Source organism: Cohnella herbarum, assembly GCF_012849095.1.
Lineage (GTDB): Bacteria > Bacillota > Bacilli > Paenibacillales > Paenibacillaceae > Cohnella > Cohnella herbarum.
Window position 1 is genome coordinate 4,792,740 of sequence record NZ_CP051680.1, and the last position, 14,968, is coordinate 4,807,707.

The 14,968-nt window shown below is 52.4% G+C and carries 14 protein-coding genes; 4 read left to right on the forward strand and 10 right to left on the reverse strand.

Going from position 1 to position 14,968, the window contains the following annotated elements:
• Positions 1–5 precede the first annotated feature (5 nt).
• Positions 6–1,268: a threonine synthase gene (thrC, locus tag HH215_RS20500; protein ID WP_169281584.1), complete on the reverse strand. Its 1,263-nt coding sequence runs from the start codon at positions 1,266–1,268 to the stop codon at positions 6–8.
• Positions 1,269–1,411: 143 nt separating this feature from the next.
• On the opposite strand from thrC, the gene HH215_RS20505 reads away from it, so the two are divergent.
• Both HH215_RS20505 and HH215_RS20510 read left to right on the forward strand, forming a co-directional pair.
• Positions 1,412–2,302 (forward strand): LysR family transcriptional regulator, encoded by an 891-nt coding sequence (locus tag HH215_RS20505; protein ID WP_310735494.1) that lies wholly within the window; start codon positions 1,412–1,414, stop codon positions 2,300–2,302.
• A gap of 120 nt (positions 2,303–2,422) precedes the next feature.
• Positions 2,423–2,986 (forward strand): hypothetical protein, encoded by a 564-nt coding sequence (locus HH215_RS20510; RefSeq protein WP_169281585.1) that lies wholly within the window; start codon positions 2,423–2,425, stop codon positions 2,984–2,986.
• 73 nt (positions 2,987–3,059) lie between these two features.
• Here HH215_RS20510 and prmC read toward each other — a convergent pair whose 3' ends face one another.
• From prmC to HH215_RS20535, 5 genes are all read right to left on the reverse strand, one after another.
• A complete protein-coding gene (prmC, locus tag HH215_RS20515; RefSeq protein WP_254450162.1) occupies positions 3,060–3,959 on the reverse strand; it encodes a peptide chain release factor N(5)-glutamine methyltransferase in 900 nt (299 codons plus the stop codon).
• A 17-nt stretch (positions 3,960–3,976) separates the two neighbouring features.
• The gene (prfA, locus tag HH215_RS20520; RefSeq protein ID WP_169281586.1) at positions 3,977–5,050 is read right to left on the reverse strand and encodes a peptide chain release factor 1; all 1,074 of its coding nucleotides are present in this window, start codon (positions 5,048–5,050) and stop codon (positions 3,977–3,979) included.
• A 189-nt stretch (positions 5,051–5,239) separates the two neighbouring features.
• The gene (locus HH215_RS20525) at positions 5,240–6,361 is read right to left on the reverse strand and encodes a stalk domain-containing protein (RefSeq protein ID WP_169281587.1); all 1,122 of its coding nucleotides are present in this window, start codon (positions 6,359–6,361) and stop codon (positions 5,240–5,242) included.
• 189 nt (positions 6,362–6,550) lie between these two features.
• Positions 6,551–7,651: a redox-regulated ATPase YchF gene (gene ychF / locus HH215_RS20530; RefSeq protein ID WP_169281588.1), complete on the reverse strand. Its 1,101-nt coding sequence runs from the start codon at positions 7,649–7,651 to the stop codon at positions 6,551–6,553.
• Between the two features lie 512 nt (positions 7,652–8,163).
• Positions 8,164–9,078 (reverse strand): DUF6612 family protein, encoded by a 915-nt coding sequence (locus HH215_RS20535; RefSeq protein ID WP_169281589.1) that lies wholly within the window; start codon positions 9,076–9,078, stop codon positions 8,164–8,166.
• Between the two features lie 74 nt (positions 9,079–9,152).
• On the opposite strand from HH215_RS20535, the gene HH215_RS20540 reads away from it, so the two are divergent.
• Positions 9,153–9,296, forward strand: coding sequence for a hypothetical protein (locus HH215_RS20540; protein WP_169281590.1), 144 nt, complete (start codon positions 9,153–9,155; stop codon positions 9,294–9,296).
• Positions 9,297–9,453: 157 nt separating this feature from the next.
• Here HH215_RS20540 and HH215_RS20545 read toward each other — a convergent pair whose 3' ends face one another.
• Entirely contained in the window at positions 9,454–10,743 is a 1,290-nt protein-coding gene (locus HH215_RS20545; RefSeq protein WP_169281591.1) for a molybdopterin-dependent oxidoreductase, read from the reverse strand.
• A 196-nt stretch (positions 10,744–10,939) separates the two neighbouring features.
• Between HH215_RS20545 and HH215_RS20550 the strand changes: the two genes are divergently transcribed.
• A complete protein-coding gene (locus HH215_RS20550; protein WP_169281592.1) occupies positions 10,940–11,656 on the forward strand; it encodes a hypothetical protein in 717 nt (238 codons plus the stop codon).
• A gap of 66 nt (positions 11,657–11,722) precedes the next feature.
• On the opposite strand, the gene HH215_RS20555 is transcribed toward HH215_RS20550, so the two are convergent.
• The 3 genes from HH215_RS20555 to trxA all read right to left on the reverse strand — a co-directional run bounded on the left by HH215_RS20555 (position 11,723) and on the right by trxA (position 14,960).
• Positions 11,723–13,750 carry a YhgE/Pip domain-containing protein gene (locus HH215_RS20555; RefSeq protein WP_169281593.1) on the reverse strand — a complete coding sequence of 676 codons (2,028 nt, stop codon included), beginning with the start codon at positions 13,748–13,750 and terminating at the stop codon, positions 11,723–11,725.
• Positions 13,751–13,842: 92 nt separating this feature from the next.
• Positions 13,843–14,418, reverse strand: a complete 576-nt coding sequence (locus HH215_RS20560; protein WP_169281594.1) for a TetR/AcrR family transcriptional regulator — start codon at positions 14,416–14,418, stop codon at positions 13,843–13,845.
• Positions 14,419–14,648: 230 nt separating this feature from the next.
• Positions 14,649–14,960, reverse strand: coding sequence for a thioredoxin (trxA, locus tag HH215_RS20565; protein WP_169281595.1), 312 nt, complete (start codon positions 14,958–14,960; stop codon positions 14,649–14,651).
• Positions 14,961–14,968: the final 8 nt, after the last annotated feature.

Genomic DNA, 14,968 nt, shown 5'->3' on the forward strand with positions numbered 1-14,968 from the left:
CAATACTAGAGTCGGCTCATAACCGTTTCGAGGGACAGCCGCGCGATTGCGACGCGATGGGGATCGGCCTGACCGGGACCTCCTCCGAAATGATGCTTCCGCAGAACATCGGTATCCTTCAGCAGATTGCCCGTGAGAATACATACGGCGGATTCATCCTTGGAGATCGTCCCTCCCGCCATCAGCTTCCGCAATCCCGCCAACGTCGACGCAGATGCCGGCTCGCAACCGATTCCGCTCCTATCGATCAATACCTTGGCCTCCATAATTTCTTCATCCGTTACGGAACAAGTCACGCCTTTATGCTCCTTCAGGAATTCCCGGGCTTTTCTCCAACTTGGAGGATGGCCGATATTCATCGCCGAAGCGATCGTAGACGGTCGATTAACCGGTATTAGCTCCCGCCGTCCATGAATCATCATTTCGTGAAAAGGACTCGCCCCCTCTGCCTGGATTAACGCGACTCTCGGTATTCTATCGATCAGTCCGAGCGAATGAAGATCAAGCAACCCCTTGCCCAAAGCGGTAACGTTGCTCAGCGCTCCTCCGGGAATCAGTATCCAATCCGGCAGCTCCCAGTTCAAGCTCTGCGCGATCTCGAATACGATGCTTTTCTGCCCTTCGATCCGAAAAGGATTCATCGAATTGCAAATATACAGGCCAAGCTCCACGCCGAATTGCTCGTAAAAACGAATGCCGTCATCGTAGGTTCCATCGAACTCGATGACCTTCGCTCCGTACGCCATCGTCTGAAGCACTTTATTGGCCGAGACTTGTTCCGACGGGACGAGCACGACCGATTCGCAACCGGCTAGCGCAGCGTACATCGCTAACGATGAAGAGGTGTTTCCCGTCGAGGTGCACGTAAAGCGCTTGTATCCGAGAGAGCGCCCGTGGGAAATCGCGACCGTCATTCCGTTATCCTTGAACGAGCCGCTCGGATTTTCGCTCTGCGCCTTAAGCCATAGCGTTCGAATGCCCAGCCATTGCCGGATGAGCTCCGAGCCGTACAACCCCGTATTTCCTTCCCGTTTCGTAACGATATGTTCTTCCGCCAGTTCCGGATAGATGAGCTCCTTGTAACGCCATACGCCGCTAGCGTATGTACTCATCCGTTCAGATAGTCTCCGTTGAAAAACGTACTTCAATTTATCCGCGTCCGCTTCGGAGAAATCATGAACGATCTCGAGCAACCCTCCGCACTCGCAGGGGTTGCCATAAGTCGTTTCCAGCGATTCCTTGCCGCAGTCATAACATTTGATCTTCATCCTTATCGCCGCCTATTCCGATTGATAAGTTGCCTGAAACCTCGTTGCAAGTTTAGAATAAGGGATGACGAATAATAGATCTAATATATAATAATTTGGTTTTCATAATTAGAATTTATGATTTATACGAGAGAGGAATCAACATGCTGAATCTGCACGCGTTGCGTTTATTCCACCATGTCGCCGAGCTTGGCAGCGTTACGAAAGCGGCCGAGCTGCTCAAGATTAGCCAACCGGCCGTCACCTCGCAAATCAAGAAGCTGGAGCGCGAGCTCGGACTTCCGCTATTTTCTCCCCTCGGCAGGGGAATTCTGCTTACCGATGCAGGCATGACGCTTGCGCAAGAGTCTGCGAGGTTATTCGCCTTGGAGAAACATATCGAACAATCGATCGAGGACTATAGAGCGGGTTACGCCGGCCGGCTGCGGGTAGCCGCCACTTATTTGCCCGCCAACTTTCTTCTGCCCCGAGGGATTGCGGGTTTCAAACGAAAATTTCCCGACGTGGATATCCAATTCACGACGACGAGCTCGTTAAACGCAACCGACCACCTCCTGCGTTATGAAGCCGATATCGCCTTTATCGGAGGCCTTCGGAATTCTCACCCTTCGCTCGAGAAAACGCACTGGTACGAGGATGAAATGTGGTTCGTCGTTCATAAGGATCATAAGCTGGCCTCATCGGAAGCCGTTTTGGCGGAGGTCGTTAAGGAGCCTTTCGTATACCGAGAACAAGGCAGCTATTCCAGAGAGCAGTTACTGTCCCTGTGCAGAGTTCAGCGATTAAACGCACCGACCGTCGGATTGCAAATGAACGGCTTTAGCGAACTCATCCGCGTCGTATCGGAGGGGTACGGAGTCGCATTCTTGTCCGCGCTAGAAGCCAGAGAAGAGGTCGAACGAGGAAATTTGCGCAGAATTTACGTCCAGGACGCGGTAATGAATAATCCCGTTTTCCTTTGCCATCGAAAAGAACCCTTGCCGCCGCACGCCCTTCGATTCCTAGAGACGATCCCTCGCAATAACTCTGGATAGAAAATGTCTTTCTTGCAGGATATGGGTATAGACGATCATTTCAGCCCTATGCTAACATACAGTTAAGATCCGGAAGCACCGGTCAATTCTAATAATTGATACGGGCGAGGAGGCCAGAACGTGGAAGAACCGGTTATGCACAAGATTCTTGATGTGGTCAATACGCTGTATACTGCGGTAACGGGCTTGCAGACGGACATGACTAGCTTGCGGTCGGACGTAACAGGATTGCAGACGGAAATGAAAAGCTTGCGGTCGGACGTAACAGGATTGCAGACGGACATGACAAACTTGCGGTCGGACGTGACGGGCTTGCAGACGGAAATGAAAAGCTTGCGGTCGGACGTAACAGGATTGCAGACGGAAATGAAAAGCTTGCGGTCGGACATGACGGAAGTGAAGCAGGACATTCGCATACTCAAAAATGACGTATGCAGACTGGAGAGCAAAGTCGACCAGATCGATGCCCGAACCGAACGCTTGGAGCAACGCATGGATATGACGTTCGATACCGTAGGAAAGATCAAGGAGGAAGTCACCGAGATCAAGGTGGATGTTGCCGAGATCAGAGAAGAAGTCGTCGAGTCAAAACCCAAACTGGAACGGCACGAGCTTCTGCTAGGAGAAATCGCCAAGTCTCTCTTGGAACAAACCGCCCGGAGTAGGCTACCCAAGCCGATCTAACAAGCATTAACGTTCACCAGCCGTCCTTATATGTTAAGAAGACCGCAATCCTTATCGGATTAGCGGTCTTCTTTTATTTAACGGCGATCACATGTCTATCGATACCCGCGTAGTCTTGGACGAAACGAACGTCGTCCCAATTCGCCGCGGCCCGGAGCAACTCCGCCACATCGGCAGCCTGCCCCGCCCCGACTTCCCAAGCTACGATTCTCGGAAGCTGGGCTAATCGCGTCAACTGGCTTGCCATTATCCGATAAGGATTTAATCCATCTTCGCCGCCGTCCAACGCGAGCCTAGGTTCGTGATCGCGAACCTCTCGTTGCAATCCCGAGATATCCGAAGACGGGATATAAGGGGGGTTGGATACAAGTACGTCGATGCGCGGGTACTCCTCCCCGTTCAAGAAGGGGGATAACAGATCCCCTTGAACGAAACGAATCCGGGAAGCTACTTCTAACCGTTCCGCGTTGCGCTTCGCCATCTTCAGAGCATCAGGCGATAGATCAGAGGCGATCAGCTTCCAGCGCGGACGCTCCGCCGCCAAGGTCACGGCAAGGCTACCGCTGCCCGTTCCCACATCAAGAACGGTCGGGACTGTAGCCGCTTCCCGCCACAATCGATCCGCAAGCTGAAGTACCGCTTCGGCGAGCAGCTCCGTCTCCGGCCGAGGGATAAGCACCGCTTCCGAAACCTCGAACGCCCTACCGTAGAAAAACTGTTCTCCGACTAAATATTGAACGGGAATCCCTTTTTCTCTCCGGTTCAACAGTTCATTCCAAGCATCCGCTTTCCCTTCCGGGAAGGGATCCCTCCAGTCCCGCAGCAACGCCGCTTTGCTAATGTCGAGCAAATAAAGAAGAAGAAGCTCCGCGTCAGCGTCCGCTTCTTCGACTCCGGCTTGCCGTAATTGTTCCGAGCCCCGACGTCGGGCCTCGCCCAACGTTAGAATCGACGGATTGCGTTCTATACTCACGCCAAGCGCCTCCCGCTTTACCTCATCTGTTCCCGCTCGAGGATTTCGGCTTGCTCAGCAAGCGTCAACGCTTGAACGATCTCTTCCATGTCCCCGTTGAGCACGTAATCCAGACGGTGCAGCGTCAAACCTATCCGATGATCGGTCACGCGGCTTTGCGGGAAATTGTAAGTGCGAATCCGCTCGCTCCGATCACCCGTCCCGATCTTCTCGCGACGCTCGCCGGAGTATTTCTCTTCTTCCTCTTGCCGCCTAACATCCATGATGCGCGTTCGCAACACTTGCAGCGCCTTGTCCTTGTTATCGTTTTGCGATTTGCCGTCCTGGCAAGTCGCTACGATTCCCGTAGGCACGTGCGTGACGCGAACCGCGGACTTCGTCGTATTAACCGATTGGCCGCCCGCTCCGCTTGAACAGAACGTGTCCACGCGAATATCTTTGTCGTGAATGACGATATCCACCTCTTCGGCTTCCGGCATGACAACGACGGTAGAAGTCGAAGTATGAATACGTCCGCCGGATTCCGTCTCCGGAACCCGTTGAACGCGATGAGCTCCGCTTTCGTATTTCATTTTGCGATAGGCATCCGATCCGCTGACCGTGAAAATAACCTCTTTAAACCCGCCGAGATCGCTTACGCTGGATTCCAGCATTTCCGTTCTCCAGCCTTGGCTATCCGCGAACTTCGCATACATCCGGTATAGTTCGGCAGCGAATAGATTCGCCTCTTCCCCGCCGGCCGCTCCGCGGATTTCGACGATGATATCTTTCCCGTCGTTCGGATCCTTAGGCAACAGAAGAAAACGGACCCGCTCTTCCAATTCGGTACGGCGAACATCGAGCTCTTCGATCTCCAGCTTCACCATCTCGCGCATTTCGTCGTCCAGCTTATCCTCCTGCATCGCTTTCGCGTCCTGCAGTTGCGTAAGCACTTGCTTGTATTCTTCATAAGCGCGGTAAGCTTCCTCCAGCCCGGATTGCTCCTTGGCATAGGTGCGCAAACGCGTCGAGTCGTTTACTACGTCCGGATCGCTAAGCAATTCGTTAAGCTTCTCGTATCGATCCGCAAGAATTTGCAGACGGTCTAACACTTTTCCTCATCCTCCGTTGCCCGCCAGGGCTCTCGTTCCTACCTACTCAGGTAAAAAAATATACTGTGAATTATTATACCACAATAAAGCCGGTTCGTGCGGGACTGTAATATAAGGCAAAGAGGCGATTCCCAATTAAGGAAATCACCTTCTCAGTGCATGATTCTTTTACTTTTCGTTCGCAATCACTTATTTTCTAATGAAAAAGCCCATCAGTTGTTTCGTTTCGGGATCGAAAGCGAGAATAAGGGGTCCCAGCAACGCATCCTGATCCGTGCTGTATTTCACTTCGATCAGCTTGCCGTTAACGGCTTTGATCTCTTCCAGCCTTTTCTTCTGCGCGTCAGTACCTGTCATGATCGCCGCATTGGCCGAATCGATGATCGATACGCTTGCATCGTCCTTCTTCGTCGTCAGATGGGATACCTGGCTTTCAGGCACGTTCTTCCATGCAAGCTCGCGGTATTCTTGGATCTCGGCGGGAGCTAGCTGCTCCGTCTCGGACAAGACGACCAGCATATGCAACGGGCTCTGAGGAGGAATGCTCTTCGTCATGATCGGTCCGTAGTAAGCGCGGACCTTGTCTCCCGCTTTCAGGCTAGCGAAAGCAACCGACTCGCCTTGCCCCGTCATTACGCTAGTTTCCTTGCCTGCATTCAACACAAGCGTCGGAACGATTTTCCCGTCTTTCTTTTCTCCGAACGTCACTTGCCAGCCGTCGGCCGTATTTTCGATCGACTGAACGACGTCTTCCTTCACGAGCGATTCGCCGTTCACGATAATCTTATGCGCTTGGGATTGGCCGGGGAAACTCATGGCCATGACCGGACCGAACTCCGCCATCAACCGCGTGCCGGCTTTCAGATCTTTAGCCGCGAAGATTTTACCGTCTCCGTCCGTTAGTTCCGTTTCCTTGTCGACATTAAGGATCATCCACCTCTGATCGCCATATCCGAGCAACTCGAGGCGGTACTCTCCTTCCTTATCCTTAGGAGTAACGCTGACGACAACGCCCAACATCCTGGCATATTCCACGGCTTGCTCTTCCTTCGAAATAATTTCGATTTCCTTGCCTTTGGAGTTCCAATTCAAGTTGAAACCCATAGCTCCCGCTACTTCGCGAGCCGGCAGATACGCTTTGCCATCGATATAGACAGGATGCAAATTCGTATCGGTTCCGTCCACGGAAACGGCGATCTCTTTATGCAATACCCCGGTAACCTTGCTAACCAACCCGCTTGCGCCGACGGCCGCGCTCGTTCCGAGCAGCCCGACGGCAGTAACGAGAATCAACAATTTTTTCTTTTGCATGTTATTGCTCCTTTCGCATTTGCCTTAATGCTGGGAAATTTTCTTCGTTTCGCTGTCTAAGACGACTTTAGTTCCGGAAAGGTTACAGTAATATCTCCAACATAATGAAAAAATGCGAATCGGACGAAGCAACGACAAAAAAGCGACTTAGAAGGAATCGTCCCCCTGAGCCGCTTATTCAAGCCGTAATTATACGTTGAAAAGGAAATGCATAACGTCCCCGTCCGCAACGACGTACTCTTTGCCTTCCAATCGCGTAAGGCCTTTTTCCTTGGCCGCTTTCATAGAACCGCTGTTGGTCAGATCATCGTACGACACGACCTCGGCGCGAATGAAGCCCCGCTCGAAATCCGTATGGATAACCGCGGCCGCTTGCGGAGCTTTCGTCCCTTTGCGAATAGTCCAAGCCCGAACTTCCTGCACGCCCGCCGTAAAATAGGTGTACAGTCCGAGCAGCTTATACGAAGCGCGAATCAAGCGATCAAGACCCGACTCCGTCAAACCCAATTCCTCGAAAAACAGCGCTTTGTCTTCGCCCTCGAGCTCCGCAATCTCCGATTCTACTTTGGCGCTGATGTAGACGACTTCAGAGCCTTCCGCAGCCGCGAACTCGCGAACCTTCTGCACGTAAGGGTTCCCGTCGGCATTCGCTGCTTCGCTCTCGCTTACGTTAGCCGCATAGAGCACCGGCTTCATCGTCAGTAGGTGAAGATCGCGAATAAGCAGCTTCTCTTCATTGGAAAGTTCCACGCTTCTAGCCGGTTTTTCGGCCGTTAAAGCCTCGTGCATGCGTTGAAGCACCTCAAGCTCTTCGGCCACTTTTTTGTCGCCGCCCTTAAGGCCTTTGCGCGTGCGATCCATCCGCTTCTCGAGGGAATCGATATCCGTCAGAATGAGTTCGAGATTGATGACCTCGATGTCGTTGATCGGATCGATTTTGCCGGAAACATGGGTAATATTCTCGTCTTGGAAACAACGCACGACATGCACGATCGCATCGACTTCGCGAATGTTCGCCAAAAATTTATTGCCCAAGCCTTCGCCGCGGCTCGCGCCCTTGACCAGTCCGGCAATATCCACGAACTCGAACGCCGTAGGGACGATCCGGTTCGGGTTCACGATATCGGCAAGCTTCTGAAGGCGTTCGTCCGGCACTTCGACAACGCCGACGTTCGGATCGATGGTACAGAACGGATAGTTGGCCATCTCCGCTCCCGCTTGGGTAATTGCATTAAACAAGGTCGACTTGCCTACGTTGGGAAGTCCGACGATTCCGCACGATAATGCCATTGTTCTAACACTCCTGACTTCTTGCAATTCTCACGCCATTATAACGGATGATTAAGGGAACGTCCACAGCTAGACACGGCAAGTCGCCGAAACGCGCTCTTTCACGCTATCCCCTTCGCTCAGTACGCACGCCCTCTATGCTATCCCATTCGCTCAGTACACATATCTTTCTACGCTATCCCCTTCGCTCAGTAAGCACGCCCTTCTACGCTATCCCCTTCGTTCAGGTAAAGGTTCCCCACACCTTTCCTGAGCAAAAGGGATAGCGTGAAAGGCGATCGGATTGAATAAAACACCGCCTACGTACGATTACCGAACTACTCGCGGCACCCGCAGCTCCCCTTCGCTCAGTAAGCACGCCCTTCTACGCTATCCCCTTCGTTCAGGTAAAGGTTCCCCACACCTTTCCTGAGCAAAAGGGATAGCGTGAAAGGCGTACGGGATTCGATATACACCGCCTACGTACGATTACCGAACTACTCGCGGCACCCGCAGCAAACCCGCACTCCCCCTCATTCTAAACCAAGTTCCTTCCCGAGCTCATCCGGATCAAGAGCTTGTTCGGCTTCCTTCGGCACGGTTATCGGCGCGGAAACATTGTGCTTACTATAGGTACCTGCCAGTGTCTGATCGACGCCGGTCTTCTTCCCCGGTTCCAATTCGATCGTCATGTTCGATTCGATCCGATAGGACAGCGGCCAATGTCTTCCGGCATCCATGGTCACGATTACTTTCAGCTTATGGACGGCGAGGCTGTCCATAATATCCGATTGTTCCCCGGTTACCCCTAACGTGCTCTCAAGCAACCCGGCCAGGAAAATCTTAGCCTCTTGCCCGGTTCCCTCGTAACGCAAGATCACCGCCCCTCCGTCCTGCTCCGCGGTTAATGCGCCGCGAAGCCCCCGAAAATTCGTTAAAGCCCGTTCCGGGTTTACCTGATAGTCGGAGAGAGTGGCAATGTTCTCCGCGGCTACGTCCTTAGAGAGTTTGCTCCACTCCTCGTATTCGGGAAGATACATATAATAAGCGTCCGGTACGACGACGGAACGCAATGTCGTTTTATCGCTGTCTATATCGCTTACGATCGTTTGATCCAGCTTTAGCGGATTCCGCTCGACCCGGCCTTGCATGTCGATCCTGACGTTGGATACTCCCTTTCCCCCCTCCGTCCCGGTAAGTTTCTGATGCATTTGCAATTCGAACCCGTACTTCGTCATCGATTGGGCACCCGCGATCGCCTTCTCGATCCACGCGGTTGCGGAGTCCTCGTTCGCGATATCGGAAGCCGAAGCCGATGGCAGCTCATTCCGACTACCGGTAGCCGATGAATCGTCGCGCGAGCATGCCGCAAGGCATAACAAGAAGCCAAACGCCAACGCCCTCAAGCTTTTCCTCAGATCATGATTACGATAGTTAGCTATGTTCATGCTGTAAGTACCTCCATGCGGATAACGATATGGGGGATTGCGCACAATGACGTCGAAGAGAGGAGGGACAACCCATGGAAAACAAATCGCGCAAAGGGAATTACAAAGGCACTACGAACATGAAAGCGAGAAATCAAGACATGGCGTTCGTTAACGATTCGTTAGAAAACACCAAGTCCGTCGCTCCCGTGCCTTCCGTCAAGAAAGAAACGGATTAATTCGACTCGAAAGTCCGCCTACGCCAAGCAGCCCGGATCCGCAAGCACGCACATCAATCGAGGGCGGCTTGCAAATCCGGGCTGCAATTCGGCTGCGATATGAACCGTTCCTCCCCATTAACATACCCAGCTAATAGGTTAAGAACCCCTGAATCCCTTAAGTTTTCACCCAAGCATCGTTATCGTAACCTCTCTTTTCCCAATATCCGATATGTTCTTGAGCGATCAATTCGATTCCGTCCAGCCATTTCACGGATTTGTAGGCGTACATTTTCGGCACGATCAGACGAACGGGACCGCCGTAATCCCGATGAATCGGCTTTCCGTCATGAAGCAACGCGACGAGAACATCATCCATGTCGGCTTGTTCCAATGTTAAGGCATCCGTGTAAACCCCGTCTCCGGAGTAGAATTTTACGTATTTGGCCTCGGCCTTTACCCCCGCCCTTTTCAGCAAAGCGGATAACGGGATTCCCTCCCAGGTGTTCTTATATACCGACCAACCCGTCACGCAATGGAAATCGCTAACCTGCACGGTGCGAGACAACGCCAGAAATTGCTCCCAATTCCAAGTCTCCGGCTTATCCACCAGACCTTGAATAGAGAAACTCCAATTCGAAGAGTCGAAGCTAGGCAGAGGGGTGACCGAATACACTCGAAAATATCCTTTGGCGCCGCCTCCGATCACGTTAACGGAATCCGGTAACGGAGTAGGATTCGGAAGCATCCGGTTCGTCTCGTCGATTACCTCTTTCATCCCGCCGGGAACGCCGGATAAACCGGCTCCAGCGGATGTAGAGAGCCAGCGAAAAAATGGAGGCGCGGCCACGACTGCCAGCGCCGCCCCAAGAGACCACTTCAAAAACTGACGGCGATTAATCAAGGGGACCGGATCGACGGCCCTCTCCGCGGATGCCGGCAATCCGGCATGAGCAGCGGCTCCGGGATCGTGGACGTCCGGACTCCGAGCATCGTCCATCTGGGTAATTGCCCGACGTTCCGGCTTCTTCATCCATTTCATTCGGGTCACGGAATGATAGACGATATAAGGGACTCCGATCCATGTGAGCAGATCATGGACGATTAACGCCCCGTTCGCCCATTCCGGGGGAAATCTGCGAATTTGCCATAGGACGATTCCCGAAAGGAACCATCCGACCAGAAGCACGAGCATGAAGCCCAGATTCCCCTTCTGCTTCGGCCGTTTCCTGATTTGTTTCAAATGGCGTTTCATTAGGGGAATATAGAGAGCGATCAGGACTCCGGATAGGATGCCAACGATAATGTGCAGCTGTTTAACGGGATTGCGAAAGTGACCTTCCAACCAGCCCCTGACAACGTCCCAGGGAAGCAGCAGACCGGTAACCGCAAGTATGAGAACGATCCACCCGTTCCACCTGTGCAACTCCGCCAATTGCTTGCCGAATCCAAGCTTCCGACCGCTCATTTACGTTCCTCCTCGACCGGGTTTATTAGGTAATCGGTTATCGATCCTCTTTTATCCAAATTATAGCACATAGACGCATGACCCACCCTTGCGCCATTAGGGAGAATAAAAGTCGGTCTACATTATTTTCCACCGGAACATCTTAGCAATTTCTGCGTCTAACTATATACTTAACAACTCCAAGGAGGAAAAGATTATGCGAAGAATGTACCCGCTGTTGCTAGCGGCTATTCTCGCTCTCCTATTGGCTGGCTGCGGAGCCAAATCCAATGAAAACGGAGCAACCGATGTTCCGAAAGCTTTGCCTTCCGCCGTTTCATCCCTCGGGATAGAACCTACAGTCAATACGGGTAGCGAAGCAACCGAATCGCCAACCGAAACCGTACCGACAGAATCGCAGAACGACCCCGATGCGCGACTTAAAGCTGCCGCCCATGAGGTCGTAGAATATTTGCGGGACAGGGATCTGAACTCCATTATCCCCTTTATCGATCCAGAGCTCGGTTTACGCTTCTCGCCATATCCCCATATCAATACCGATACCGATCTTGTATTCCAATCGGATACGCTTCCTAGCTTTAAGGACACGAAGAAGTTAAAGTGGGGCACGGCCGACGGTAGCGGCGAGCCGCTCGAACTTTCATTCCGGGATTATTACGAGAGATTCGTATACAACAAGGATTTCGCGGATGCTCCAAGCATAACGGCCAACAAGCTAGTCGGAACAGGCAATTCGCCGTTTAACGGCTCCGATGTTTATCCGAACGCCTCTTACGTGGAATTTCATTATCCCGGCTTCGACGAGAAGCTGGACGGAATGGATTGGCAAAGCCTGATCCTCGTATTCGTTCCAGTTCAGGACCAGGACGGTTGGAATCTTGCCGCGGTCGTTCACGGACAATGGACGATTTAATCATTGATCAATAGCAAGGAGCTGTTCCCGGGTCGTCTACGACCTCTCGGAACAGCTCCTTTTTTCTTAAACGTTAACAGCCGATTGCGCTTGATCCCTTGATCCCGCCGCATAGTCTTTGCGGTAGGAGATCACGAAGTAAATCAAGGTCATCGCCGCGAACAGCGCCGCGAAGCCAAGCAAGATCCACGCGTTCTCCCACATATAGGAGTAATCCCCGCTGGATACGACCGCTTTAAGCCCGGATACCGAATAAGTCATCGGCAGCCATGCGCTTGCCTTCTGCAACCAGCTCGGAATCAATTCCATCGGGAACGTGCCGGCCGAGCTCGTCAGTTGGAAGATCAGAATGACGATCGCGACGAATCTGCCCGGATGCTGGAGTACCGTAACAAGGAACTGAATCAGCGCCATGAACGTGATGCTTGTGATAACCGTGAACAGGAAGAACAACGGCAAATCCCTAACTTCCAACCCGAGTCCGTATAGGAGCACCAGATCCGCGATCACCGCCTGAACCGTACCGATGAACACCATCGTAAGCAGTTTGCCGACGAACCAACTCCAGCCGCTTGTCGGTTTGACCGCCGGTTCCCTTACCGTGTATACGATCGTTAATAACAGCGCGCCGACGAACAATCCAAGTGAAATGAAATACGGAGCGAATCCCGTCCCGTAGTTCGGCACCTCGTTCGTCTTCTCGATGCTGAGATCTACCGGATCGGCGAACATGTCGACGAACGTTTCCCCTCCGTTCAAGCTAGAAGTTTGCTGAGCGGCCTCGCTCAGCTTAGCCGACAATTCTCCCGAGCCGTCCGTCAGCTTCGCCAATCCCTCCGTCATTTGCTGCGCTCCTTTATCCAACTGACCGGAGCCATCTACGAAGACGTTAACACCTTGCGACAAGTTACCTAGGCCTTGGTTCAGTTCCGTTGTTCCAACGTGAAGCTGCGCAGCGCCTAAAGCAAGTTTTCCGCTCCCGATGCTAGCCTCCGCTAGCTTATCGTCAAACAGACCGAAACTTTCCGCCAATTGAGACGTTCCCTCCGCGAGTTTGTCCGAACCGGCTTTAAGCTGTTCCTGCCCTTCTCTAGCATCGCCCGCGCCGCTCGCCACCTGTTTGCTTGCCGCGATCAATTGCTGGAACGCGGCATCCTCGGCGAACTCCGGATGGGCTTTCGCATATTGCTCAAGACCATCGGCTAAGCCTTTCGCGCCAGCCTCCAGCTTGGAAGCCCCGGCAACCGACCGCGCAAGCCCGGCCGCCAATTGGGACGTTCCCTGCTTCGCCTGCAACGCTCCTTGCTCCAGCTTCCCGCTTCCATCCTTCAGTTGCGTCAACCCGCTTGCCAGCGATCCGCTGCCTTGCTTGAGATCCGCAGCGCCCTTCTCCAGTTTCGAGCCGCCGTCCATTAGCTTATCGACCCCGCCCTGCAGCGTTAGAGACCCCGATGCCAGCTTGCTCAAGTTCATCTCGAGCAGCGTCGCGCCGTCTTTGGCGCTATTCGTGCCGGACGCAAGCTCGCTCGCCCCGTCGCTGGCTTTGCTCAAGCCGTCGGCAAGCGTCTGTACTTGATCGAACACGGTATTCGTATAGGCTTTGGTCACTTCTTTGCCTAGCTCGGACTTCATTTGCTCTACTGCCGTATTCCCGATCTGCGCAGCCAGAAAGTTGTAACTTTCGTTCGGCATGAACACGATCCGGGCCGGAGTCGGTTGCTCGGAAGTGAGCGTCGTCGTTTTCTTCGAGAAATCCTCCGGAATTTCGATGGCCATGTAATACGTGTTATCTTTTAGTCCCGCTTGGGCGGCCGCCTTGTCCACGAAACTATATTTGAAGTTATTGCTTTCCTTCAGCTTCTCGGCAAACTCGTCCCCGAGATGCATCTCCTCCCCTTCGTACACCGTTCCTTGATCCGAATTGACGACGGCAACCGGCAGATCTACCATTTTGCCGTACGGATCCCAGAAAGCCCCGAGGAACATCGCGCAGTACATAACCGGAACCGTTAATATGGCAAGCACCGGAATAAGTACCTTTTTGTTCTTCCCGATGCCCGCCATTTCTTCGAAAAACTGTTTAATTCCTTTCATTTCGAACACCCCTATACATTATGACCGTTTTGTTCATTCGGTCATTTTAGAATAAAAAAATTTGGGCCGCCCTCTTACCGGAAAGCGTAAAACTATTCCGCAGCCAGCCCGCGCATTAAGTACAGTTGAAAAAACTCCGTGATCTTATCTTTCTCCAAAGGCGCGTGAGAATGCTGCCACTCCGACGCTAAAGCCAAATATAACTTTAACATTACGAAAGAAGTGACTTCCGGGTCGCACGGTTTCAATTCCTTCTTATCGATTGCCGTTCGAATCTTCACTTGGATATAAGAGAGAATCGCGCTCTCCAGCCTGTTCAATCCTTCCAGAGCTTTCGGCGTTCCCATATCCCTAACTTCGTGAGCCATCTTCATCGCAAGCTGATGCTTCTCCCGGAAATCGAGAATCCGGTACAGAATCCGGTTCAGATTGTCGAAGAACGTACGGTTCTCGTCGTATTCTCCGTCCGCCACCACCTTCATCTCTTGGATCAAACGATTCATGATCTCGTCGAATAGCTCTTCTTTGTTGGAGAAAAAAGTATAGATCGTTCCTTTGCCTACGTTGGCGAGCTTCGCGACTTGATCCATCGTCGTCGCCTTATAACCGAACAATGCGAACGATTGAGACGCCGCATCCACGATCAGCTTCCTGCGATCTACCGACATTCGTCCCATCTCCTTTCCCAAAAGTGACTAACTGACTAAAATCAATTTTCGGTCATTCGGTCAAAACGAATCATATCACGAACCTTTATCGTTTGCAACCCCATCAAGCATACCCCATCAAGCATACCCACCAAGCATAAAAACTCCCCGCCGTCTTTAGCGTTGATATGCAAACAAAAAGCATCGCAAATCCTCCCGAGAGAGGGTTTACGATGCTCCTAACGCATGACTTACAGGTGGCTTTGAATTTTCGCTTTCAGCGAATCTTTGCTTTGCAGGCCGACAAGTTTGTCAACCGGCTGACCGTCTTTGAACAGAATCAGCGTCGGAATGCTCATGACTCCGAATTGGCTAGCGAGCTCGGGCTCTTCGTCGACGTTCACTTTCGCGATCGTTGCCGTGCCTTTCAGTTCGTCGGAAAGCTCTTCGACGATCGGAAGCTGCATTTTGCAAGGTCCGCACCATGGAGCCCAGAAATCAAGCAAGGAAACTCCTTGCGCTACGTTCTCAGTGAAGTTATCTTTTGTAATCGCGACTGCCATAAGAAACC